This is a genomic window from Pseudomonas sp. PVC-5-1 (assembly GCF_057444345.1).
The window spans coordinates 2,844,166-2,866,332 of sequence record NZ_CM172024.1 but is presented as its reverse complement, the minus strand read 5'-3'; the positions used below and the strand labels follow the sequence as shown (position 1 = coordinate 2,866,332).

General features: G+C 62.5%; 23 protein-coding genes. 7 read left to right on the top strand and 16 right to left on the bottom strand.

All coding sequences use genetic code 11. The annotated features are described in order from the left end of the window. Positions 1–139 precede the first annotated feature (139 nt). The 11 genes from paaE to paaF form a co-directional block, all read right to left on the bottom strand. Positions 140–1,216, bottom strand: coding sequence for a 1,2-phenylacetyl-CoA epoxidase subunit PaaE (gene paaE, locus AC2T3R_RS13090; protein WP_054573566.1), 1,077 nt, complete (start codon positions 1,214–1,216; stop codon positions 140–142). A gap of 15 nt (positions 1,217–1,231) precedes the next feature. Next, complete coding sequence (gene paaD, locus AC2T3R_RS13085; RefSeq protein WP_410953550.1) at positions 1,232–1,765, bottom strand: 1,2-phenylacetyl-CoA epoxidase subunit PaaD; 534 nt, start codon at positions 1,763–1,765, stop codon at positions 1,232–1,234. Continuing rightward, entirely contained in the window at positions 1,752–2,510 is a 759-nt protein-coding gene (paaC, locus tag AC2T3R_RS13080; protein WP_486745256.1) for a 1,2-phenylacetyl-CoA epoxidase subunit PaaC, read from the bottom strand. The genes paaD and paaC overlap by 14 nt, the downstream gene beginning before the upstream one ends. 8 nt (positions 2,511–2,518) lie before the next feature. Then, entirely contained in the window at positions 2,519–2,800 is a 282-nt protein-coding gene (gene paaB / locus AC2T3R_RS13075; RefSeq protein ID WP_013972614.1) for a 1,2-phenylacetyl-CoA epoxidase subunit PaaB, read from the bottom strand. 25 nt (positions 2,801–2,825) lie between these two features. Further along, a complete protein-coding gene (gene paaA, locus AC2T3R_RS13070; RefSeq protein ID WP_015270325.1) occupies positions 2,826–3,815 on the bottom strand; it encodes a 1,2-phenylacetyl-CoA epoxidase subunit PaaA in 990 nt (329 codons plus the stop codon). 275 nt (positions 3,816–4,090) lie between these two features. Further along, a complete protein-coding gene (gene paaK / locus AC2T3R_RS13065) occupies positions 4,091–5,410 on the bottom strand; it encodes a phenylacetate--CoA ligase PaaK (RefSeq protein WP_486745255.1) in 1,320 nt (439 codons plus the stop codon). A 121-nt stretch (positions 5,411–5,531) separates the two neighbouring features. Further along, positions 5,532–6,752, bottom strand: a complete 1,221-nt coding sequence (pcaF, locus tag AC2T3R_RS13060; protein ID WP_486745254.1) for a 3-oxoadipyl-CoA thiolase — start codon at positions 6,750–6,752, stop codon at positions 5,532–5,534. Next, positions 6,745–7,185 carry a hydroxyphenylacetyl-CoA thioesterase PaaI gene (paaI, locus tag AC2T3R_RS13055; protein ID WP_013972610.1) on the bottom strand — a complete coding sequence of 147 codons (441 nt, stop codon included), beginning with the start codon at positions 7,183–7,185 and terminating at the stop codon, positions 6,745–6,747. The genes pcaF and paaI overlap by 8 nt, the downstream gene beginning before the upstream one ends. Next, positions 7,178–8,695, bottom strand: coding sequence for a 3-hydroxyacyl-CoA dehydrogenase PaaH (gene paaH / locus AC2T3R_RS13050; protein ID WP_486745253.1), 1,518 nt, complete (start codon positions 8,693–8,695; stop codon positions 7,178–7,180). The genes paaI and paaH overlap by 8 nt, the downstream gene beginning before the upstream one ends. A gap of 2 nt (positions 8,696–8,697) precedes the next feature. After that, positions 8,698–9,489 (bottom strand): 2-(1,2-epoxy-1,2-dihydrophenyl)acetyl-CoA isomerase PaaG, encoded by a 792-nt coding sequence (gene paaG / locus AC2T3R_RS13045; RefSeq protein WP_486745252.1) that lies wholly within the window; start codon positions 9,487–9,489, stop codon positions 8,698–8,700. Positions 9,490–9,523: 34 nt separating this feature from the next. After that, positions 9,524–10,297: a 2,3-dehydroadipyl-CoA hydratase PaaF gene (gene paaF / locus AC2T3R_RS13040; protein ID WP_486745251.1), complete on the bottom strand. Its 774-nt coding sequence runs from the start codon at positions 10,295–10,297 to the stop codon at positions 9,524–9,526. A gap of 354 nt (positions 10,298–10,651) precedes the next feature. On the opposite strand from paaF, the gene paaY reads away from it, so the two are divergent. Both paaY and paaX read left to right on the top strand, forming a co-directional pair. Further along, entirely contained in the window at positions 10,652–11,299 is a 648-nt protein-coding gene (gene paaY, locus AC2T3R_RS13035) for a phenylacetic acid degradation protein PaaY (protein ID WP_486745250.1), read from the top strand. Between the two features lie 29 nt (positions 11,300–11,328). After that, a complete protein-coding gene (gene paaX / locus AC2T3R_RS13030) occupies positions 11,329–12,252 on the top strand; it encodes a phenylacetic acid degradation operon negative regulatory protein PaaX (protein WP_015270318.1) in 924 nt (307 codons plus the stop codon). A gap of 870 nt (positions 12,253–13,122) precedes the next feature. Here paaX and arfB read toward each other — a convergent pair. The 3 genes from arfB to AC2T3R_RS13015 form a co-directional block, all read right to left on the bottom strand. Next, positions 13,123–13,536: an alternative ribosome rescue aminoacyl-tRNA hydrolase ArfB gene (arfB, locus tag AC2T3R_RS13025; protein ID WP_410952433.1), complete on the bottom strand. Its 414-nt coding sequence runs from the start codon at positions 13,534–13,536 to the stop codon at positions 13,123–13,125. A 154-nt stretch (positions 13,537–13,690) separates the two neighbouring features. Then, complete coding sequence (locus AC2T3R_RS13020) at positions 13,691–13,960, bottom strand: DUF3077 domain-containing protein (RefSeq protein WP_025339172.1); 270 nt, start codon at positions 13,958–13,960, stop codon at positions 13,691–13,693. A gap of 338 nt (positions 13,961–14,298) precedes the next feature. Then, positions 14,299–14,721, bottom strand: a complete 423-nt coding sequence (locus AC2T3R_RS13015; protein WP_411959511.1) for a PA0061/PA0062 family lipoprotein — start codon at positions 14,719–14,721, stop codon at positions 14,299–14,301. Positions 14,722–14,937: 216 nt separating this feature from the next. On the opposite strand from AC2T3R_RS13015, the gene AC2T3R_RS13010 reads away from it, so the two are divergent. Continuing rightward, a complete protein-coding gene (locus AC2T3R_RS13010; RefSeq protein WP_061305469.1) occupies positions 14,938–15,864 on the top strand; it encodes a LysR family transcriptional regulator in 927 nt (308 codons plus the stop codon). Between the two features lie 20 nt (positions 15,865–15,884). Here AC2T3R_RS13010 and AC2T3R_RS13005 read toward each other — a convergent pair whose 3' ends face one another. Then, on the bottom strand, positions 15,885–16,346 hold the full coding sequence (locus AC2T3R_RS13005; protein ID WP_025339175.1) for a Rid family hydrolase: 462 nt from the start codon (positions 16,344–16,346) through the stop codon (positions 15,885–15,887). Positions 16,347–16,609: 263 nt separating this feature from the next. On the opposite strand from AC2T3R_RS13005, the gene AC2T3R_RS13000 reads away from it, so the two are divergent. Together AC2T3R_RS13000 and AC2T3R_RS12995 are read left to right on the top strand one after the other, a co-directional pair. Continuing rightward, positions 16,610–17,296 (top strand): hydrolase, encoded by a 687-nt coding sequence (locus AC2T3R_RS13000; RefSeq protein ID WP_410952434.1) that lies wholly within the window; start codon positions 16,610–16,612, stop codon positions 17,294–17,296. Positions 17,297–17,376: 80 nt separating this feature from the next. Next, positions 17,377–17,829 (top strand): helix-turn-helix domain-containing protein, encoded by a 453-nt coding sequence (locus AC2T3R_RS12995; RefSeq protein WP_410952435.1) that lies wholly within the window; start codon positions 17,377–17,379, stop codon positions 17,827–17,829. Between the two features lie 95 nt (positions 17,830–17,924). Here the strand turns inward: AC2T3R_RS12995 and AC2T3R_RS12990 are convergent, their stop codons facing one another. Continuing rightward, entirely contained in the window at positions 17,925–18,404 is a 480-nt protein-coding gene (locus AC2T3R_RS12990) for an Lrp/AsnC family transcriptional regulator (RefSeq protein WP_003258733.1), read from the bottom strand. A gap of 159 nt (positions 18,405–18,563) precedes the next feature. Between AC2T3R_RS12990 and AC2T3R_RS12985 the strand changes: the two genes are divergently transcribed. Together AC2T3R_RS12985 and AC2T3R_RS12980 are read left to right on the top strand one after the other, a co-directional pair. Continuing rightward, positions 18,564–20,390: a tyrosinase family protein gene (locus AC2T3R_RS12985; RefSeq protein WP_486745249.1), complete on the top strand. Its 1,827-nt coding sequence runs from the start codon at positions 18,564–18,566 to the stop codon at positions 20,388–20,390. Next, on the top strand, positions 20,387–22,123 hold the full coding sequence (locus tag AC2T3R_RS12980; RefSeq protein ID WP_054571939.1) for a hypothetical protein: 1,737 nt from the start codon (positions 20,387–20,389) through the stop codon (positions 22,121–22,123). Before AC2T3R_RS12985 ends, AC2T3R_RS12980 begins: the two co-directional genes overlap by 4 nt. Positions 22,124–22,167 lie beyond the last annotated feature (44 nt).

The window sequence follows — 22,167 nt, the reverse complement described above, 5'->3', positions numbered from 1 at the left end:
TTGTTGAGGTCACGCGGGTGTTGCGGTGTTGCTTAGGGCCTCTTCGCGGGCATGCCCGCTCCCACAGGTGCGGCGGTGTGCTTGAGACTTGTGCTATCCCTGTGGGAGCGGGCGCGCCCGCGAAGCAGGCGACGCGGTCTCAGAGCTGGTCGAAATCGAGCACCACCTTGTCGCTCACCGGGTAGGTCTGGCACGACAGCACATACCCGGCCGCCACTTCGTAATCCTCCAGGGCATGGTTGCTGTCCATCTCCACTTCGCCCTCGATTACCCGGCACTTGCAGGTCGAGCACACGCCGGCCTTGCAGGAGTAGGGCAGTTCGGCGCCGATGGCGTTGCCGGCGTCCAGCACGTTCTGGGTGTTGCGTGGCAGGTCGAAGGTGAGGGCGCGGCCGTCGCTGATCACGGTGATGTGGCTGAGCGCCGAGTCCACCTGGCGCGCCGCCTCGCGGGCTTCACGACGGGCTTCGCTGCCGGCGGCTGCGAACAGCTCGAAATGGATACGGTCCTTGGCCAGGCCATTGGCCTGCAGGCTGTCGCGCACCGTCTCGGTCATCGCCTGTGGGCCGCAGATGAATGCAGCGTCCAGGTTGGCAACGTCCATCCAGCGCGAGAACAACTGGCCGCACTTGTCGGCATCGATGCGGCCGTTGTACAGGTCGACATCCTGCTGCTCGCGGCTGAACACGAAAATCAGGTTCAGGCGGTCGAGGTAACGGTTCTTCAGGTCTTCCAGCTTGTCGCGGAACAGTGCGCCAGAGCTGGAGCGGTTGCCGTACAGCAGGGTGAAGCGGCTGTGCGGCTCGCTGGCCAGGGTAGTGGCGATGATCGACAGGATCGGCGTGATGCCGCTGCCGGCAGCCACGCCCAGGTAGTTGCCCTGGCGGGCCGGCTCCAGTGGCACGAAGAAGCTTCCCGACGGCGGCATCACTTCCAGTTGCTGGCCTGCCTTGAGCACGTCGTTGGCAAATGCCGAGAAGCGCCCGCCTGGCACGCGCTTCACCGCCACACGCAGTTCGCCATCCTGCACGGCGCTGCAGATGGAATAGGAACGGCGGACTTCTTCGTTATCCAGTTGGGTGCGCATGACCAGGTACTGGCCCTGGGTGAAACGGAACTGCGCCTGCAGGTGCTCGGGCACGTCGAAGGCAATCGACACCGCATCGCGGGTCTCGTTGCGCACTTGCTTGATGGTCAGGCTGTGAAACTGGCTCATGGCGTTCTCCACGGCTCAAATGCATTTGAAATAGTCGAACGGCTCCAGGCACTCGCGGCAGCGGTAAAGCGCCTTGCAAGCCGTGGAACCGAACTGGCTGAGCAATTCGGTATGGGCGCTTCCGCACTGCGGGCAGCACACCTGCGGCGCCTCGCCGAGCAGGCTGCGTTTGCTGGCGCTGCCCTGTGGCGGGGCGATGCCGTAGGCGCGCAGGCGCTCGCGGCCCAGTTCGCTGATCCAGTCGGTGCTCCAGGCCGGGGTCAGCCGGCGCTCAAGCAGCGGCGCGGGGAAGCCGGCCTGCTCCAGCGCCTGGCGGATATCCCCTTCGATCACCTCGGTGGCAGGGCAGCCGGAGTAGGTCGGCGTGACGACCAGGTGCAGGTGCCCGGCGCGCCAGCCGAGGTCGCGCACGATGCCCAGGTCGACCACGCTGACCACGGGCACTTCCGGGTCCATGACCTGGGCCAGTACCGCCCAGGCCCGGGCCAGGTCATCGCCGCGTGGCGCGCGGGCGCCACGGTCGCCGGCAATCAGCTCACCAGGTTGCATCGGGGTACGCCCTTGGCAGGAACTGCATCTCGGCCAGCAGCAGGCCCAGGTGCTCGGTGTGCAGGCCTTTGCGGCCGTCCAGGAAGAAGTGGCTGGCGGCCTTGGGCAACGGCAGTTCGACCGAAGCGAAGGTCTCGCCAACCTGCTTGAGCCAGGCCGCGCCGACGGCAGCGGGGTCGGCGGCGATACCCGCTTGCGCCAGGTGCACTTCATTGTCGCTACCGGCGGCCAGTTCGACGGTGAAGCGCCACAGTGCCGGGATGGCCGCGAGCATGCGTTGGCGGCTTTCTTCGGTGCCACCACCCAGGCGTTGCACCCACTCGCTGGAGCGGCGCAGGTGGTAGGTGACTTCCTTCAGGGCCTTGGCGGCGATACCGGCGATACGCTCGTCGTTCGAGCCGACCAGACCCTGAAGCACGGCGAAATGCCAGGCGTCATAGAAGAACTGCTTGGTCATGGTCACGGCGAAATCGCCGTTGGGCTGCTCGACCAGCAACAGGTTGCGATAGGCGCGCTCGTCACGGCGGAAGGCCAGGGCGTCGGCGTCACGGCCATCATCGAGCAGCTCGGCGGCGTATTCCAGCCAGTTGCGCGCCTGGCCTACCAGGTCGAGACCGACGTTCATCAGGGCCAGCTCTTCTTCGATGGCAGGGGCGCGGCCACACCATTCGCAGAGGCGCTGGCCCTGCACCAGGGCACTGTCGCCGAGCAGCAGCAGGTAGGGGACAAGGGTTTCTTTATGCATGGCCAACCTCACATGTGTCCGACTTCGTCGGGCAGTTCGTAGAAGCTGGCATGGCGGTAGACCTTGTCGTCCGCCGGGGCGAACAGCGGGTCTTTCTCGTCCGGGGAAGAGGCGGTGATCAGTGCCGAGGGCACCACCCACAGGCTGACGCCTTCGCTGCGGCGGGTGTACAGCTCGCGGGCGTTTTCGATGGCCATGGCGGCATCGGCGGCGTGCACGCTGCCGACATGCTTGTGGTTAAGGCCGTGCTTGCTGCGCACGAACACTTCGTAGAGGGTCCAGACAGACATTTTCGATCTCCGCATCAATCGCCGCTCAGGCGGCGTTCTTGTTCTGTTGCTTGCGCGCGTAGGCCACGGCGGCCTCGCGCACCCAGGCGCCGTCCTCGATGGCCTTGCGCCGGGTGGCGACACGTTCCTGGTTGCATGGGCCATTGCCCTTGATCACTTCGTAGAACTCGTCCCACTGGATTTCGCCGAAGTCGTAGTGACCGCGCTCGGCATTCCACTTCAGTTCGGGGTCGGGGGCGGTGCAGCCGAGTAGCTCGAGTTGCGGCACGGTCTGGTCGATGAAGCGCTGGCGCAGTTCATCGTTGGTCTGGCGCTTGATCTTCCAGGCCATGGACTGGGCGCTGTTGGGGGAGTGCTCGTCGCTGGGGCCGAACATCATCAGTGCCGGCCACCACAGGCGGTTGATCGCGTCCTGGACCATGTCCCGCTGGGCCTGGGTGCCGTGGCGCATCATGGTCAGGAGGATTTCGTAGCCCTGGCGCTGGTGGAAGCTCTCTTCCTTGCAGATGCGGATCATCGCGCGCGAATACGGGCCATAGGAGGTGCGCTGCAGCACCACCTGGTTGACGATGGCGGCGCCGTCCACCAGCCAGCCCACTGCGCCCATGTCGGCCCAGCTGAGGGTGGGGTAGTTGAAGATGCTCGAGTACTTGGCCTTGCCGCTGTGCAGCTTGGCGATTTCTTCGTCACGGTCGGCGCCCAGGGTTTCCATGGCGCTGTACAGGTACAGGCCGTGGCCGGCTTCGTCCTGGATCTTGGCCATCAGCTGCAGCTTGCGCTTGAGGCTGGGGGCACGGGTGACCCAGTTGCCTTCGGGCAGCATGCCGACGATTTCCGAGTGGGCGTGCTGGGAGATCTGCCGGATCAGGGTCTGGCGATAGGCCTCGGGCATCCAGTTCTTGGCTTCGATCTTGATTTCGGCGTCGATCTTTTCCTGGAAGTTGCGCTCCTCGGGCGACATCTCTTCCAGCGACTTGACGCGCTTGACTCCGGTTTCCACTAGCTGTGCGTACATGTGTTCCGACTCCTGCTAAGGCATGAGTCATTTGTAAGCGATACAAAACATAACGTCAAACAGTTTTATGTGTATCGAATAAGATTTGTGTATCGCTTTGCGGGCCAAGGGGGCTGCTGTGCAGCCCTTTCGCGACACAAGGCCGCTCCTACAGAAGATTGCGTTCCCCTGTAGGAGCGGCCTTGCGTCGCGAAAGGGGCGCAAAGCGCCCCCAGCAATCTCCCAGGCAAAAAAAGCCCCGGACGATGCCGGGGCCGAAAAGGCAGCCGAATGAATCAGCTGGCCAACCGTTTGTCGAACACGTGGCAGGCCTTGCCCTCGGAACGCTTGAGCATGCCGCAGGGCTGCAGGCGCACCTGGGTGCTGATGCCGATATAGGTCTTGATCTGCTTGGTCAGCTCCCCGGTCAACAGCTTGCGCTGGCCTTCATCAAGGTGCTGGCACTCCGCACGCAGTTCCACATGCACCTCGACACTGTCGAGATTGCCATTGCGATACAGATGAATCTCATAAAGCTCGGAAAGCTGTTTTATTTTTAGCACCTGTTCCTCGATCTGGGTCGGGAACACGTTGACCCCGCGAATGATCAGCATGTCATCGCTGCGGCCGGTGATCTTGCCGATCCGCCGCATGGGCCTGGCGGTACCGGGCAGCAGGCGAGTGAGGTCGCGGGTGCGGTAGCGCACCATGGGCAGCGCTTCCTTGCTCAGCGAGGTGAACACCAGTTCGCCCAGTTGGCCGTCCGGTAGCACCGCACCGGTGACCGGGTCGATGATCTCGGGGTAGAAATGGTCCTCCCAGATGGTCGGGCCATCCTTGGTTTCGAGGCACTCCATCGCCACACCAGGTCCCATGATTTCCGACAGGCCATAAATGTCGAGGGCATCGATGCCCAGCCTTTGCTCGATCGAGCGGCGCAGCTCGTCGGTCCACGGCTCGGCGCCGAATATGCCCAGGCGCAGCTTGAGGTCTTGCGGGTCGATGCCCTGGCGCTCGATCTCGTCGGCCAGGTTGAGCATGTAGGAGGGGGTGACCATGATGATGTCGGGCTGGAAGTCGCGAATCAGCTGCACCTGCTTCTCGGTCTGGCCACCGGACATGGGGATCACCGTGCAGCCCAGGCGCTCGGCACCGTAATGCGCGCCAAGCCCGCCGGTGAACAGGCCGTAGCCGTAGGAGACATGCACCTTGTCGCCCTTGCGCCCACCCGCGGCACGGATCGAGCGGGCGACCACATTGGCCCAGGTGTCGATGTCGTTCTGGGTGTAGCCCACCACCGTCGGCTTGCCGGTGGTGCCACTGGAGGCGTGCAGGCGCACCACCTCTTGCTGGGGCACGGCGAACATGCCGTAGGGGTAGTTGTCGCGCAGGTCGTTCTTGCCGGTGAAGGGGAACTTCGCCAGGTCTTCCAGGCACTTGAGGTCGTCGGGGTGGGCACCGCACTCGGCAAAGCGCTGGCGGTACAGCGGTACGTTGTCGTAGGCGTGCTGCAGGCTCCAGCGCAGGCGCTCCAGCTGGTGCTGGCGCAGGGCGTCGACACTGGCGGTTTCCATCGGGTCCAGCAGGGCACGATCGGCATCATGGTACATGTTCATGGCTTCACTCGAATTGTTCTTGTACGCCGCGCGGTACCGGTTGCAGGCCGCGTGGTGAGTGTCATGGAAGCAGCATATACGGCTGCGTTCGGTTCGGTAACAAGCCGATGGTCTGAGCCGCTCAGAGGCGTTCGATGACCATCGCGATGCCTTGGCCAACGCCGATGCACATGGTGCACAGGGCGTAGCGTCCGGCGGTTTCTTCCAGCTCGTGCAACGCGGTGGTGACCAGGCGTGCACCGCTCATGCCCAACGGGTGGCCCAGGGCGATGGCACCGCCGTTGCGGTTGACCCGCGCGTCGTCGTCGGCCAGGCCGAGCTCGCGCAGTACCGCGAGGCCCTGGGCGGCAAAGGCCTCGTTGAGCTCGATGACGTCCATGTCGGCCAGCGACAACCCGGTAAGCTCCAGCACCTTGCGGGTAGCCGGTACCGGGCCGATGCCCATCAGCCGTGGTTCGACCCCGGCCACCGCCATGCCGACGATGCGGCCGCGAGCCTTCAGGCCATGGCGGCGAGCGGCGGCGCTACTGGCGAGCAGCAGGGCGCAAGCGCCATCATTGACCCCGGAAGCATTGCCAGCGGTGACGCTACCGCCCTCACGGAACGGGGTACCCAGCCTGGCCAGTTGCTCGAGGGTGGTGTCGCCGCGGGGATGTTCGTCGTGCTCGACCACTTTGGCCGGGCCTTTGCGCTGCGGGATCTCGACCGGCACGATTTCCCGTGCCAGGCGCCCGCGTGCCTGGGCGGCAGCGGCCTTGTGCTGGCTACGCAGGGCAAAGGCGTCCTGGTCGGCGCGGGAAATACCAAACTGCTGCGCAACGTTCTCGGCCGTTTCCGGCATCGAGTCGGTGCCGAAGGCCGCCTTCATCAGCGGGTTGACGAAACGCCAGCCGATGGTGGTGTCGAACAGTTCGGCCGCACGGCCGAACGCCTGCTCCGCCTTGCCCATGACGAACGGCGCGCGTGACATCGACTCCACGCCGCCGGCCAGCATCAGCCCGGCTTCGCCGCAGCGCAGGGCGCGGGCTGCATTGCCGATGGCATCCAGGCCGGAGCCACACAGGCGGTTGATGGTGGTGCCCGGCACTTCGATCGGCAACCCGGCCAGCAAGCTGGCCATGTGCGCGACGTTGCGGTTGTCCTCGCCAGCCTGGTTGGCGCAGCCGAGGATGACGTCGTCGATGGCTTTCCAGTCCAGTTCGGGGTGGCGCTGGATCAGGGCCTTGAGCGGGATGGCGGCCAGGTCATCGGCGCGCACGCCGCTCAAGGCGCCGGCATATCGGCCGATGGGGGTGCGCACGGCGTCGATGATCAAGGCATCGGCTTGGGTGTGTTCAGTCATCTTGCGTCTCCTGCGCCAGCACGGTGCCGCGCACTTTGTAGGATTTGCCATGGAACATCGCCACCAGCTCACCGCGCTGGTTCTCGATGCGGACGTGGTACAGGCCGGTGCGGCCCTTGCGGCTGACCTCGCTGGCGCGAGCGGTAAGCACGTCATCGCGCAGCGCCGGGGCCAGATAGTCGATGCTGCAGCCCAGGGCGACGGTGGCCTGGTCGTGACTGTTGCAGGCGAAGGCAAATGCCGAGTCGGCCAGGGCGAACAGGAAGCCGCCATGGCAGGTGCCATGCCCCTGAATCATGTCGGCGCGTACCGGCATGCGCAGGCACGCCTGGCCCGGGCCGGCTTCCAGCAGGCGGATGCCCAGGCCCTGGGTGGCCTGGTCGCGGGCGTACATGGCCTCGGCACAGGCTTGTGCCAGTTCGACTTCAGTCATGCAGGGTGCCTCCTTTGGCTTCGCAGCGGCGTAACAGCAGGGAAGGGCGGTAGCGGCTCTCGCCGTAGCTGCGCTGCAGGTTGTCGAGCACGCGCAGGGTGTGGGGGATGCCGAGGTTCGCGGCCCAGGCCAGCGGGCCGCAGGGGTAGTTGACGCCGGCGCGCATGGCCAGGTCGATGTCGGCGGCGCTGCCGACACCTTGCAGCACGGCATCGGCGGCCTCGTTGGCGAGCATCGCCACGGTACGCAGCACCACCAGGCCGGGCAGGTCGGCGACCGCCGTTACCTTCAGGCCGGCACGCCGCAGCAAGGCCACCGCCTGGTCTCGAGCGTTGTCGCTGGTGTCGGCCGACCAGCTGATGGCGAGGCGGGTGGCGGTGGTGTAGTCCAGGGCCAGGTCGACCAGTACCAGGTTGCGCAGGCCGTCTTCCCGGGCGCGCTGGCTGGCCAGGCGGCCATCGGACAGCGCCAGGGTGGCATCGCCCACCTGGATCAGGCCGCTGCCGGCGCGTTGGGTCACGGCGACGCCGCTTTGGCGCAGGCGTTCGGCCAGCGGCTGCATCACCCCCAGGTCGCCTTCGACGACGCAGGCATCGACTATGGCGGGGCTATGCAGTTCGGCTGGCTGCGGGCGTTCGGCGCCCTCGGCATAGCTATAGAAGCCTTGGCCGGTCTTGCGCCCGAGTCGGCCCGCGTCCACCAGTTCTTTTTGCACCAGCGAAGGCTGGAAGCGGAAGTCGCCATAGAACGCATCGAAGACCGAACAGGTGACGGCGTAATTGACGTCGTGGCCGATCAGGTCGGTGAGTTCGAACGCGCCCATGCGGAAACCACCGGCATCACGCAGCAGCGCATCGAGGCTGGCGCAATCGGCTGCGCCTTCCTGCAGCAGGCGCAGGCTTTCGGCGTAGAACGGCCGCGCCACGCGGTTGACGATGAAGCCCGGCGTGGAGCGCGTGTGCACCGGCTGCTTGCCCCAGGCCTGGGCGGTGGCATGAATGCACGCGGCAACGGCCGGGGCGGTGGCCAGGCCCGAGACCACTTCGACCAGGGCCATCAGCGGCGCCGGGTTGAAGAAGTGCATGCCAACCACCTGGTGCGGGCGTTGCAGCCCGGCGGCGAGGCTGGTGATGGACAGCGACGAAGTGTTGCTGGCGAGGATGCAGTCGGTGGCGCACAAGGCTTCCAGCTGGCTGAACAGCGCCTGCTTGACCTGCAGGTTCTCGACGATGGCCTCGATCACCAGGCGAGCATCGGCCAGGGCTTCGAGGGCGTCTACCGGGCACAGCCGGGCGCTGATGGCTTCCCGATCGGTAGCCTGCAACTTGCCTTTTTCCACCAGGCGGGCAAGTTGCCGGTCTATGCCGGCCACCGCCTGGGCGGCAGCGCCCGGGCGGTTGTCGTAGAGCTTTACAGGGTGGCCGGCCTGGGCCGCAACCTGGGCGATGCCTGCGCCCATGGCGCCTGCACCGATCACCGCCACCTGGGTATTGCTTGCGAGTACGCTCATGATCAACGCCCCTTGAATGCCGGCGTGCGCTTGTTCATGAAGGCACTCACGCCTTCGCGATAGTCCTCGCTGCGCCCGGCCAGGCGCTGCAGGTCGCGCTCCAGCTCCAGCTGTTCATCGAAACCGTTGTCGAAACTGGCGTTGAGGCTGCGCTTGATCAGGGCCAGGCCGTAAGTGGGCTGGGTGGCGAGCTGGCGGGCGAGGGTGAGGGCTTCGTCGCGCAGCGCGGCATCGTCCACCACGCGGTGGATCAGCCCCCATTGCTGAGCCTGTTCGGCGCCCAGGCGCTCGCCCAGCATGGCCAGAGCCTTGGCCCGTGCCATGCCGACCAGGCGCGGCAGCAGCCAGGTGCCGCCGGAGTCGGGTACCAGGCCGATCTTGCAGAAGGCCTGGATGAAACTGGCCGAGCGGGCGGCCAGCACCAGGTCGCAGGCCAGCGGGATGTTGGCACCGGCGCCTGCAGCCACGCCGTTCACCGCACACATCACCGGCAGCGGCAGGTCGCGCAGGGTGCGCACCAGCGGGTTGTAGAACTTGTCGATCGATTCGCCCAGGTCCGGCATCTCGGCGCCCGGGGCGACGTTGCGATCGGACAGGTCCTGGCCGGCGCAGAAACCCCGGCCTTCGGCAGTCAGCAACAACACCCGGGCTTCGCTGCTCTGGCGTACTTGCTTGAGCGCCTCGCGCACTTCCAGGTGCATGGCGGTATTGAAGCTGTTTAGCTGCTCGGGGCGATTCAAAGAGAGGAGGGCGACGCCGTCCTCGATGGAAAACAGGATGTGCTGGAAAGTCATGACAGACTCGCTCCGTCAGTCGAGGGAAAGATGATCAGCGGCCCTGGAAGCGGGCCTGGCGTTTTTCCTGGAAGGCACGGATACCTTCGTCGCGGTCGGCGGTGCCGGCCAGCAAGGTGAAGGCATGGCGTTCGAAACGCAGGCCGCTGGCCAGGTCGGTATCGCTGGCCTTGAGCAACGCTTCCTTGGCCAGGCGCACTGCCAGCGGGGCCTTGGCGGCGATGCTGCGGGCGATGTGCAGGGCGCGTTCTACGGTGAGTTCCGGCTGGGTGATTTCGCTGACCAGCCCGGCCTGCAATGCATGAGGGGCGGTGATGGCTTCACCGGTCAGCACCATTTGCATGGCCAGCGGCTTGCCTACTGCCCGCAGCAGGCGTTGGGTGCCACCGGCACCGGGGATGATGCCGAGGTTGATTTCCGGCTGGCCGAAACGGGCGTCGCTGCCGGCGATGACGATGTCGGCACACATCACCAGTTCGCAGCCGCCACCCAAGGCGTAGCCGTTGACGGCGGCGATCAGTGGCTTGGCGAAGGCGGCGATGCTTTGCCAGTGGGCCACCCGGGGGTCGTTGAGGATGCCGACCAGGTCGCGCTCGGCCATCTCGCGGATATCGGCGCCAGCGGCGAATGCCTTGCGGCTGCCGGTGATGACCACCGCGCGGGTCTGTTCGTCTTGCCCGGCCGCTTCCAGCGCAGCGGCCAGCTCTGCCAGTAGCTCGGTGCACAGGGCGTTGAGCGCCTCGGGCCGTTGCAGGGTAATGAGCTGGACGCCGTGTTCAGGCGCCTGCACATCGAGATATCGCGGCATGTCGGGTTCCTCTGGCTGCACGCACGGCACATCGTGGGGCCGGCATTTCTTGGAATTGTTTGCAGGGGCGTGATGCGGGGATCACGTCCAGGTGGAACCAGTATATGCATTATGCGATACAACAATGCAACATTCAAAATTGTTTCATGTATCTCTTTTGCGGTGGTGACAACTGCCTAAGCAAAGGGCTTTGTCAGGATGAATCGTTTCATCACTTTGTAATCAACGCATATAGCTGAATTTATTGGAGCGCGATGACCCCAGCAAAAGCGATACACGACCATGCCGATTGACGCACCACAAGATTGTGATACAAGATCAAGGCGTATTTGAAATCATTTCAGGAGCTTTGCCATGCCTTGCTATCGACTGGACGGCCTGACGCCCGTGGTTCATCCGACAGCCTACGTGCACCCCAGCGCCGTGCTGATTGGTGATGTCATCGTCGGCCCTCGTTGCTACGTCGGCCCGCTGGCATCACTGAGGGGGGATTTCGGCCGTATCGTGCTGGAGGAGGGCGCCAACCTGCAGGACACCTGCGTGATGCATGGCTTCCCGGGTGGCGATACGGTGGTCGAACGCAACGGACATGTCGGGCATGGCGCCGTGCTGCACGGCTGTCGCGTGGGCGAAGACGCCCTGATCGGCATGAACGCGGTGCTGATGGATGGTGCCCATGTGGCACCGCGCTGCATCGTCGCGGCCACGGCATTCGTCAAGGCGGGTTTCGAATGTGCGGCACAAAGCCTGGTGATGGGCTCGCCAGCTCAGGTCAAGCGCCCACTGACCGAACAGGAACTGGCCTGGAAGCAACGTGGCACGGCGGAGTATCAGCACCTGGCGCAACGCTGCATGAACAGCATGGTCGAATGCCCGCCACTGACCGAGGTCGAGCCCGAGCGCCCACGCATGGAAGACACTGGCGTCAGACCCAAAGGCCAGGCATCGGCATGTGCCTGGCAGCGTCACGCAATGGTCAGGCGGCCCGCCGCGCAGGTATAGTCGGTGCTTTAACCGCGCACAGTTCGCCCATGAGCAATCTCGCCCCACTGAACAACCTGATCACCCGCTTCCAGGAACAGACGCCGATCCGCGCCAGTTCCCTGATCATCACTTTGTACGGCGACGCCATCGAGCCCCACGGCGGAACCGTCTGGCTGGGTAGCCTGATCAACCTGCTGGAACCGATCGGCATCAACGAGCGCCTGATCCGCACATCGATCTTCCGCCTTACCAAGGAAGGCTGGCTCACTGCCGAAAAGGTTGGCCGCCGCAGCTACTACAGCCTGACAGGTACCGGCCGCCGGCGTTTCGAGAAGGCCTTCAAGCGGGTCTACAGCCCCAGCCAGCCAGCCTGGGACGGTGCCTGGACACTGGTTTTGCTCTCGCAACTGGAGGCCGGCAAGCGCAAGGCTTTGCGTGAAGAGTTGGAGTGGCAGGGCTTCGGGACCATGGCGCCGAACCTGCTGGGCTGCCCACGGGCAGACCGCGCCGACCTGGCCGCCACCTTGCGTGACCTGGAGGCGAGCGACGACAGCATCGTCTTCGAAACCCACACCCAGGAAGTGCTGGCATCCAAGGCCATGCGTGCCCAGGTGCGGGAAAGCTGGCGCATCGACGAACTGGGGCAGCAGTACAGCGAGTTCATCCAGCTGTTCAGGCCGCTATGGCAAGGTTTGAAAGAGCAGCAACAACTTGATGCGCAGGATTGCTTCCTGGCGCGTACGCTGCTGATTCACGAATACCGCCGGCTGCTGCTGCGCGACCCGCAACTGCCGGACGAGCTGCTGCCTGGGGATTGGGAGGGAAGGGCCGCGCGACAGTTGTGCCGTAACCTCTATCGGCTGGTGTTTGCCAAGGCGGAAGAATGGCTGAATGCAGCGCTGGAGACGGCTGATGGGCCGTTGCCGGATGTGAATGAAGGCTTTTACAGGCGTTTTGGCGGGCTTGTTTGAGGATTTTGGTGCAGAGGCGGGTTCTATATAACTACGCTAAATACTCATTTAGTGTAGTTATACCTGATTTGCATATAAAGCATGGCAAATGGGGGGGATGCCTGGCCCTCAGGTATCGCGCGGTCCTCATGTATCCTTTGTCGCTTGTATTGGTCACATCGCTTGCAGGCCAGCACCTACAGGGATGGTTCGTGGTTTGAGGTCTGCGTGAGATGTAAACAACTGTCTTCTCAATCCTGCGGGCCCTTGCAGGAGCGGCCTTGCGTCGCGATGGACTGCGCAGCAGCCCCCAAGGTTTCAAAGCAGACGCATGAATTGCTGGGGCTGCCTTGCAGCCCATCGCGACACAAGGCCGCTCCTACAATTGACCGCGTTAACCGATCGACCGGGAGTTGGGTGCCGGCGATGGGCAGCGTGGCAAACTCAATGGCGCTGGCTGACAGGCGCTAGTCGTCAGTGTGGTCATGCATGCGCCGGATTTGTCTTGGTAAACAAGGTCGAGGGTGACCGTACCAGGTTTCTTTCAAGCACTCAGGGTACAGGTGCAAATGGCTGGCCTGATGTCCAAGTCGCGGTAGCCAACAGTCAAAAGGCAAGGCTAACGCATCCAGCACAAAGTCGGCGAAGCGGGCGATGGATCAGGACGGATTATCTAGACCAGGGAGCTTTCCCTGGTCCCAAAGTGCCTCACTCGTGGTCCGGTGACCAAATATAGACTAGCGCATAATGAGTATTATGTTAAATGACGTATTTGGAAGTGCCCGTCCGTATTCTGTCCCCATTCGTCTATCAAGCCCCACGCTTCCACAAGCTCGCAAAACCACGCCGCCAGGATCTCACTGGCTTGAGACATCTCATTTTGTGCAGAACTTAGAACTCCACCTTGCCTCGACCCGCCTTGACAGTGCTGCGTCTGGCTTTTCCTTCGAGGCGACGGGTCTTCGAGCCGAGGGTCGGCTTGGTGGGACGGCGTTTTTTCTCGGTCTTGCCGGCAGTGATGATCAACTCGGCAAGGCGCGCCAGTGCGTCAGCACGGTTCTGCTCCTGTGTGCGGTATTGTTGTGCCTTGATGATCAACACGCCTTCACCGGTGATGCGACTGTCACGCAGCGCCAACAGCCTCTCCTTGTAAAACTCGGGCAGCGACGAGGCGGGAATGTCAAAGCGCAGGTGCACGGCGCTGGACACCTTGTTGACATTCTGCCCACCTGCGCCTTGCGCGCGGATGTAGGTCAGTTCGATGTCGGCATCTGGCAGATGCAGATTATTGGAGATGGTCAGCATGGCATGGCCCTTGTAATTCCCCTCCATTATCACAGCCTTCGCCGCTCACCCACAGAACAAAATAGGGTTGACCTCAACCACAATGATCGAGGCACCCCACTCCGCCATTGTGAATGGCGGCCGCGTTTCGCGTACCGCCGCGGGTGGAATGAAGTCAGCGCATCATACCCAGTTCGGCATCGTCCATAAGCGCCTTGGCCAACGCGCTAAGGTAATGCGCGGCCCAGATCATCATCGGCTTTTCATCCATCAACCCGACAATCGTCAGTTCCCGCACGTACCCCATCAATTCCGAAGACTGCTCCCGAGCGCTCTTGCAAGGAATGCCGGCTTCGATGCGAAACAACGGATGGGTCTGGTTTTCACCTTGGTAGAACGTGGTCTTGCCTACGGTGGTTTTCTCGTTCGATTCGTCAGTAGTCAATTGCTTATTACCTTTATGAGTGCGCCACCTGACTGCTGTCAAACAGAAGGGTGGCAGCTGTACGTAGGTTGACAGACCGGCGGAATAAGCAAGTTCCGGCGCACGCAAGCGTGCCCCACGCACAGCCACCATAAAGGGAAAGCCGAATGCTTAAACCGTTACGGCCTGTCAAAGCCGTGTCACTGATGAGCAGTGACAGGCCCAGACTAGAGCCCTGCCAGGGCACCCGCAACGGAAAATAGGCGGCAACAGTATCTTTGGGAAATGCCCTACAAGAAAGCGAAAAAATCTGATTTTTCGAGGCTAGTTGTAATCAATGAACAACGAACGATTCATCATCACATCAGGCAATAGAATTCCCTAACCTCTGCCACAATCTCTCCCTTCGCATCATAAAGCCTCGCCTCTGGCGTCATGGCCATGGAGCGGGCCTCGAGCACGTAGCGCTGCCCAGCCTTGAAATGCTCATAGTCGATGGTCAGGTAGCATTGCCTTACCGTGGTACCTCCCATCAGGCTGATGCCACCGCCACCATTTACTTCGTAGTCGAACCTGACGACCAATTCATGGCTGCCGGGGCTGACCTCAAAGAAGCGCCCGTCGCGCAGGCGTTGTTTATCCAGGCGTTCGGCCAACAGCACACGGTCATTCGGGAATGGCGTCGAGAGATCAACCCAAGCCATCTGTGGGTTGGCAGTTGGCATCGGCGCCTGGCAACCAGCAAATGCAGCGATCGCCAACAACAGTGTCAACTTGCGCATGAGTAATTCCCCAAAGACTCTCGGCTCAACAGACAGGATAACGCCGACAAGTGTTGAGTGTGCATGAAGGGACGACCGAAGCCCCCTCCTTCGCCTTCATGCTGATACTTGGTTCACGCAGCCCCTTCTCGTATGATCGTCGCAATCTGATCTGGAACGGATTTCGTGAAGTCGTTACCTGGAAATGTCCCAATTAGCCCGGCTACCCCCAAGGACGTGAAATGGAACGTGGGCGAGGCTGCCAACCAGCTCTCCTGGGACGACCTGCGGATCATCAAAACGCTCAGTGAGTGTGGCAATCGCGCTGCCACAGCCAAGAAGCTCGGCATCAACGTGTCCACCGTCTCCCGCAGGGTCTCCCAGGTCGAAAAAACACTTGGCGTAGCTTTGTTCGATCACCGCAAATCAGGCTATTTGCTAACAATCGAGGGCGCGGAATTACGTGCCCTCGCCGAGCGCGTGGAGCTGGACATTGTCAGCGTGACGCGGCGTGTCTCACGTGCCGGCCAGGGGCCACTCGGAAAGCTTCGTATCACCACCAGCGACTCACTGCTTCTTTACTTCCTCACCCCCATCATCGCGGACTTCAAGGCCCTCAATGAAGGCATCACGATCGAGGTGCTGGTGGGCAACGAATCACTGAGCCTTGCGCGAGACGAATCGGATATTGCGGTTCGAGCGACCAGGAAACCCGCCGAAAGCCTGGTGGGCCGCAAACTGGCCACAATCGCCTGGGCTCCCTACGGCAGCAGCAACCATACAACGCCTACTCCTCTGTTCACTGAAGGCCAGGCATGGGTTTCCTATTCCGCAGCGCTACGCGGGCTCAAGGCAACGAGCTATGTCGAAGACAGGGTCGCAGCCGAGTGCATCTCGTACCGCACCGATTCGGTTGCAGCGGCAAGTGCTGCAATCGCGGCAGGCCTGGGGGTGGGTTTTTTGCCCTGCATGTTGGGTGATATCACGCCTGGGCTAGAACGCGTCGGCCCGGTGGTGCCGGAGCTGCAGGATGAGCTGTGGCTGCTGACGCACCAGGACATCCGCAAATCGTGGCGGGTCAAAGCGTTCATGACGTTCTGTGCAGCTGCCGTTGCCAACCAGAAGCCGTTGATCGAGGGCCAACTGGTACTCCCGGTCACATAGAGCGAAACCGGGAGTGCAAGTCACTCAGCGCGTGAGCCAAGTACCGCTTTGCAGGCGATTTCGATCAGCTGTGGGCGCTGGGCAAGCCTCGATACGCCGATGATGTTGCTGGCGCATTGAGGCCGTTCCGTGCCGTAGGCGGCCTTGCGCACCTTGCCGACCACGGCAAAGGCCGCGTCCATGTCCAGCACGTACAGCGTCTCTTCCACGACATCTTCAAGCGTCGCTCCATACAGCGCGAGCAGCTTGGCAATATTGTCGTAGGCGGCGCGCATCTGATCCCCCATCGAAGAGAAATCACAGGGCCTGCCGTCACGATCCAAGGGGGCCGGCGCGACCAGGTTGCCTTCTTCGTCATGATTGAACTGGCCCGATACGTAGATCTCGTTCCCTACCCGCCGGGCCTGCGGATACCCGTAAGAATTCTCCCACGGGACGCCCCAATAGGCGGTTTGTTTGTTGAGTGGTTGTGAAGCTGCCATCGCTTTCTCCTGGCGTAAACCGGATCAGGTAGATCCGCGTTTGCGTGCGAATACTAGCAACAGGATGAACAAACGAAGGGCGCATTAATGCGCCTTTGAGAGCGCAAAGGTGCGCCACCGCTTCGCTCTGCGATTGGCTATCTTGTTCTCGGACTCAAGCAACGGGCATCACTGAGGACGTCATCCAGTGCCTCAGCACAGCCTGCGAAAAGCAGGCGCCGTGACTTGTGCGATGACCATCATCCAGCTGACAGGGAACACAAATGAACAATCCGAAAACTGAAGTACTGACCCCATTCAACAGCCAACTGATCTTCATCGATCAGCAGCCACAGATGGCCTTCGGCGTTCAGAGCATCGACCGCCAGACGCTGAAGAACAACACCGTGGGCCTGGCCAAGGCAGCCAGGATCTTCAATGTGCCCACCACCATCACGACGGTCGAGACTGAAAGCTTCTCTGGGCACACCTACCCCGAACTGCTCGCCGTCTTCCCCGACGCTCCGCTGCTGGAGCGAACCTCCATGAACTCCTGGGATGACCAGAAGGTGCGTGACGCGCTGAAGAAAAACGGGCGCAACAAGATCATCGTTTCCGGCCTGTGGACGGAGGTGTGCAACACCACCTTCGCGCTGTCGGCGATGAACGATGCCGGCTATGAAATCTACATGGTTGCCGACGCCTCCGGTGGCACCACCAGGGAAGCCCACGATTACGCCATGCAGCGCATGATTCAGGCAGGCGTGGTTCCGGTGACCTGGCAACAAGTGCTGCTGGAGTGGCAACGCGACTGGAAAAACCGCGACACCTACGATGCCGTCATGGAACTGGTGAAAGAACACTCCGGCGCCTACGGCATGGGTGTCGACTATGCCTACACCATGGTGCACAAAGCACCAGAGCGCGTTCAACACGGCCCAACCCTTGCCCCGGTTGCTGCCGCTGTCTGACCGTAGCCCGCCCGAGGCTGCAGTGGCCTGCTCTGCCCACTCGAAACGTGCGTGCCCACTTCATTGATTAATGGATTTGTATGAACAGCGATCACTGCACTGTGCTGGCGACTGTCGCACTGAAAACGACCGGGCTCCTCAAGCCCTGGCAGGTCACGACTGCCAAGAGGTTGATGCTGGAGAACCTGGACACCGGCATAACTGTTACGGAACTCGCCCAAGCCTGCTCGCTGTCCCGTAGCCATTTCACACGAATGTTCAGGGATACCCTGCACGTGCCCCCGCAGCAGTGGATGCGTGAACAACGGTTGCGCAAAAGCAAGGAACTACTGGGGGGCTCGGGAATGATGCTCGCTGAGATCGCACTGGAGTGCGGTTTCTGTGATCAGTCCCACTTTTGCCGCACATTCGTGAAGGCCGAGGGAATGTCGCCGCAGGCTTGGCAGCGACAAGCGTCCATTCAAACTGAGCCTTTGCTCAGTCAAGGAGCACATCCGTACTCTTCCGACGCAACGGCAGCAATCTACCTATGAATAAATGCTGAGTATCACGAGCGGTTCAAGGTTGATTGCCGCCCTACCCTCATGGTGAAAGTCGCAGCCAGGTGCCATGCACCGCGCTGGCTTTGTCAGGCATCGACAGCCTGCTGCAGCCCCCCTCCCAGCGGCAATTCATACGATTTCTTCACCGTACGCACCACCAGCGTAGAGGAATAAGTGCGAATCGGAATATCCCGGTAAGTGTCGAGAAACCGGTAGATATAGTCGGTGTACTCGGTGGCATCGCGAAACTTGGCAACCATCACGAAATCGAACTCGCCCGTCATCAGGTAACAATCCTGAATCTCCGGGTGGCTGGCCAGGATGTGCTGCATCTTGCGGTCGATGTCGTTGCTGTCGCGGTCCAGCTTCACCAGAAAGAAGGCAGTCACCTGAATGCCAAGCTTGCGCTCGTCCAGTATCGCGACCTTGGCCTTGATGATGCCTGCGCTCTCCAGGCGCCTGATACGCCGGTAGCAACTGGTGGAAGACAGCCCGACGCTGTCGCTGAGCAACTCCAGATTCTGGCTGCAATCCTTTTGCAGCTTTCCCAGAATCTTCAGATCCATGGCGTCTGTCATTTTTCACGTGTCTTCCCTGAAAAACTGCAATGAATCCGCCGCAAGGACGCGCCAATTTGCACGATTCCCTGCGCGCCAGCTCTTTACCATCAACTGAGCTTAGCAGCCCGGCCGAATATGGCCTGCGGGGCGCATGAGAGGGACCTTATGATCATCGCGAAACCGACATGGACCGCGGACATCCACGGCCTTTTTACCGCGCCCTACTGGATTCCCGCTGCGCAGCGCGCGGCCGTGGCAGCCTCCTGGACCGGGTGCATGAACGCCTATTTCGTCTACCTGGACGACCCGGGCTCGGTCAAAACCTGGTCAGAAACCATCTACCAGCACCTGGCCTCGCGCAACATGCCGCTGACCCTCGACCAGCAACAGTTCTGGCCGATCGATGCGCTGGAAACCTTCAGGTTGTGGGTCAACCAGGGCTGGCGCCTGGACGCCGATTCCCCCTTCGATCTGGCCGAACGCATCCCGCCACCAGACCTGCCCCAATCGGTCAGGCGGGTGAGAAAGGACATCCGCGCCCTGACCTTTGAGGAGCTGAACCTGTACCGCGCCCGCCTGGACGATGTGATGCAGGTGGGCGACCCCGACAGTGGTTCGCCCTGGCAACGTTACGCCTACATCCACACCAACTGGTGCCTGCATTATCAGGAGGCGTTTGCCCTCTGGCACCGGGCCTACCTGTTGTACCTGGAACAACTGATCGACTGTGCCATTCCCTATTGGGACTGGATGGCCGAAGACGCCAGCGTCGACGGCAGCCCACAGGCCGGCCTGCCCCAGGCTTTTCTCGATGAAACCTATGTGCACCCCCACACCGGCGAAACCCGGCCCAACCCCCTGTGCTACGCGGCCGCGAAGGATGGTTGTTCGAAAGTGTGCGCCAACGGTGCGGTCAAAGGGGTGGACTGCCGGTATGTGCAACGCGACCGGTTGTTCTACACCCACGGTGACGACTCGCGTTCGGAGCGCACCCGTTTGTTCGGCATGAGCCGGATTTTCCAGCAACAGGTGGTAGATGCCCTGAAGTTCACCACCTTCAGCCAACCACAAGGTGTGCCCGGTTATCCGTGGGCCAACATCCCGGTGTTCGACCCGCCCCAGAAGGACAGCCTGTACCCCAATCGTGCCCTCAACTTCGACGGCCTCTACGAGCAACCCCACGACAACTATCACGGCTGGATCGGCGGCGACATGGCCGACAACGCCTACACCGCCTTCGACCCGGTGTTCTGCTCCTACCACGCCAATATCGACCGCATGCTCGAGGTATGGATCAGGGCCAACCCCGGGGCGCAATTCACCACGCAGTGCCTGCTCCAGCCGTTCTCCGGCCACGACGCCACGCAGCTCACCTTCACCAGCGCCGACGCCTGGCGCTACACCACCATCGGCGACATGGCCCAGGACAGCCGGCACATCGGCTACGACTACGGCGTGCCGGTGGCCCCACAATTCGGCGCGCCCAAGACGTCCACCGGCGCCTGCTGCAAGCACAGCGCAACAGCCGGGCCTGCCGCGGGCAACGCCGCAGGGCCCGGGCCGTGGGTGGTGTTCGATCATGTGCGCTGCACCCATGACACCTATCTGATCGATGTCTTTCTCGACCAGCCCGACGCTGCCACGCAGCACGTCAGCGCTGACAACCCCCATTACGTGGGGCGCTTCAGCCGTATCGGCATGGGGCTGGTGGACGACAAGGGCCGGTGCATCACCCACGGCGTATCCCGCGCACTGAATGCGGCCCGCAACGCTGCTGCGCTGGGCCTTGGCCGCGGCGACGCGGTGCAGTTGTCGCTGGTGGTGACCCACCTCGACAGCGGCCGCGTGCTGACGCCTGACGAATACATGACCTTGCCCGGTTTCATCGCCCAACTGGTGTGGGACGACCCGCGCCAGACCCTCGCCGGCCCGCCCCCGGTCGCCGGCTGCTGCTCTGCTTCCACCTCACGCACATCAGGAGAACCGACATGAGCACGCCCTTCAAGCAGTTCACCTCTCCCGCCGGCCAAGCCCCCAAGGACTACAACAAGCTGGGCCTGGAAGACCAGTTGCCGCAGTTTGAAACCGACTGGAACAACAACCTCACCGGCTGGACCGAATCGTCGATCATCGGCAACCCCTGGTCGGGCCTGAACGACGCCCCCCGCTCGGGTTACTACAACCCGCTGGTGGAAGGTTTCGGCGACGTGACCGCCCCGGCGATCACCTGGGCGCCCTTCCCCAACCGGCTCTGGACGTTCTTCTACAACAACGGTGCGGCGGTCATTCCCCAGCTGGGTGGCAAGGCCATGACCCTGGACCAGGTGATGGAGTTGACCGACCACGGCCAGATCACCCTCGACAACACCCTCTACATGCTCTACGACCCCAACAAACAAGGTACCGTGCTGCAACTGCCGGCCAAGCGCTGCCCGAGCATCGACTGGAACGGCAAATACACGGCGTTCTCGCCTTCCGGGCCTCGGGGCTGGCTCGACGAGTACTGCGAGTGGTCGATCGTACGCGATGCCAACGGCAACATGCGCAAGATCACCTTCACCTGCGAAAACCCCGCGTACTTCCTGACCATGTGGCGCATCGACCCGAACGCAGTACTGGGGCTGTACCGCGACTACATCGACCCGAACGTGCAACTCGAAGACCTGTACCTGCGCTACACCGTCGACTGCCCGACCGGCAAAGCCGGCGACCCGGTCATCGACCCCACCACCGGCAAGCCGGCCTATGACACCGTCAACAAATGGAACGCCGGAACGGCCTGTGTGCCCGGCCAGTACGGCGGTGCAATGCACCTGACCTCCGGCCCCAATACCCTCAGCGCCGAGGTGTACCTGGCCGCCGCCGCCACCATCCTGCGCCCGGTGAGCAGCAGCCAGAACGCCCAGTCGTTGATCTGCTGCGCGCAGTACGGGCAAAACTATCGCAACTCTGATCCGCACATCGGTTTCATGGCCAATACCACGGCGGTGAACAACCGACTGTCGCTGACCAACCCCATTGGCCTGTACTTGCAGCAGCCCACCGATTTCAGCGCCTGGAAGGGCCCGCAAGGCCAGGACGTGAGCCAGTACTGGCGCATCACGCGCGGTACGGCCAAGTCGGCTGCCAACGGTTCCGACCAGATCCTGCAGGCGGTGTTCGAGGTGCCGGAAAGCGCTGGTTTCTCGATCAATGACATCACCATCAACAACCAGAAGGTCAACTATGTGTGGGTCATCGCCCAACAACTGTTGGTCGGCCTGAGCGTCACCGTCAAGCCGCTCAGCGCCACGCCCCAAGCATTCCCATGCGTGCAGGACCGGGTGGCCGGCCTGCAACCCTGGCCAGTGCAACTGCTGCCGCTGGACCTGTTCTACGGGCAATCCCCCACCGACCTGCCCGCCTGGCTTGCACCGGGTAGCAGCAACCAGTTCGTGCTGGTGGTGCAAGGTGCCGACCCGACTACCACGGCGCAGAATGCCAGGGTGCAATTCTCCAACCCTGGGGTGACGGCGCAGGTCACCCAGTACCTGCCCGACGCATCGGCCATTCCCGGCCAGACCAACTCGGGCGGCACCCAGGCCTACATTCTGACCATCACGGTCAGCCCCTCCGCAGCACCCGGCCTGGTGGCATTGCGTGCCCTCAACCCGGGTGAAGATGTGAACGTGAGCGCGACAGACCACCCTTGGGAATCTGGCCTGGCGCTGGTGCCTGGCGCCTGAGCCACGCCAGTCACCCCACTTACGCCCCTCTATTGCCGCACCTT

Excerpts from the sequence above, each read along its gene's own strand:
- arfB (WP_410952433.1), bottom strand. The coding sequence starts at position 13,536 with ATGCTGACCATCTCCAATAATCTGCATCTGCCAGATGCCGACATCGAA.
- AC2T3R_RS12990 (WP_003258733.1), bottom strand. The coding sequence starts at position 18,404 with ATGGATCTGAAGATTCTGGGAAAGCTGCAAAAGGATTGCAGCCAGAAT.
- AC2T3R_RS12980 (WP_054571939.1), top strand. The coding sequence starts at position 20,387 with ATGAGCACGCCCTTCAAGCAGTTCACCTCTCCCGCCGGCCAAGCCCCC.
- AC2T3R_RS12995 (WP_410952435.1), top strand. The coding sequence starts at position 17,377 with ATGAACAGCGATCACTGCACTGTGCTGGCGACTGTCGCACTGAAAACG.
- paaF (WP_486745251.1), bottom strand. The coding sequence starts at position 10,297 with ATGCCGCGATATCTCGATGTGCAGGCGCCTGAACACGGCGTCCAGCTC.
- AC2T3R_RS13000 (WP_410952434.1), top strand. The coding sequence starts at position 16,610 with ATGAACAATCCGAAAACTGAAGTACTGACCCCATTCAACAGCCAACTG.
- paaY (WP_486745250.1), top strand. The coding sequence starts at position 10,652 with ATGCCTTGCTATCGACTGGACGGCCTGACGCCCGTGGTTCATCCGACA.
- paaK (WP_486745255.1), bottom strand. The coding sequence starts at position 5,410 with ATGAACATGTACCATGATGCCGATCGTGCCCTGCTGGACCCGATGGAA.
- pcaF (WP_486745254.1), bottom strand. The coding sequence starts at position 6,752 with ATGACTGAACACACCCAAGCCGATGCCTTGATCATCGACGCCGTGCGC.
- paaE (WP_054573566.1), bottom strand. The coding sequence starts at position 1,216 with ATGAGCCAGTTTCACAGCCTGACCATCAAGCAAGTGCGCAACGAGACC.
- AC2T3R_RS13015 (WP_411959511.1), bottom strand. The coding sequence starts at position 14,721 with ATGCGCAAGTTGACACTGTTGTTGGCGATCGCTGCATTTGCTGGTTGC.
- paaA (WP_015270325.1), bottom strand. The coding sequence starts at position 3,815 with ATGTACGCACAGCTAGTGGAAACCGGAGTCAAGCGCGTCAAGTCGCTG.
- paaG (WP_486745252.1), bottom strand. The coding sequence starts at position 9,489 with ATGACTTTCCAGCACATCCTGTTTTCCATCGAGGACGGCGTCGCCCTC.
- paaH (WP_486745253.1), bottom strand. The coding sequence starts at position 8,695 with ATGAGCGTACTCGCAAGCAATACCCAGGTGGCGGTGATCGGTGCAGGC.
- paaX (WP_015270318.1), top strand. The coding sequence starts at position 11,329 with ATGAGCAATCTCGCCCCACTGAACAACCTGATCACCCGCTTCCAGGAA.
- paaI (WP_013972610.1), bottom strand. The coding sequence starts at position 7,185 with ATGACTGAAGTCGAACTGGCACAAGCCTGTGCCGAGGCCATGTACGCC.
- paaC (WP_486745256.1), bottom strand. The coding sequence starts at position 2,510 with ATGCATAAAGAAACCCTTGTCCCCTACCTGCTGCTGCTCGGCGACAGT.
- paaB (WP_013972614.1), bottom strand. The coding sequence starts at position 2,800 with ATGTCTGTCTGGACCCTCTACGAAGTGTTCGTGCGCAGCAAGCACGGC.
- AC2T3R_RS13005 (WP_025339175.1), bottom strand. The coding sequence starts at position 16,346 with ATGGCAGCTTCACAACCACTCAACAAACAAACCGCCTATTGGGGCGTC.
- AC2T3R_RS12985 (WP_486745249.1), top strand. The coding sequence starts at position 18,564 with ATGATCATCGCGAAACCGACATGGACCGCGGACATCCACGGCCTTTTT.
- paaD (WP_410953550.1), bottom strand. The coding sequence starts at position 1,765 with ATGCAACCTGGTGAGCTGATTGCCGGCGACCGTGGCGCCCGCGCGCCA.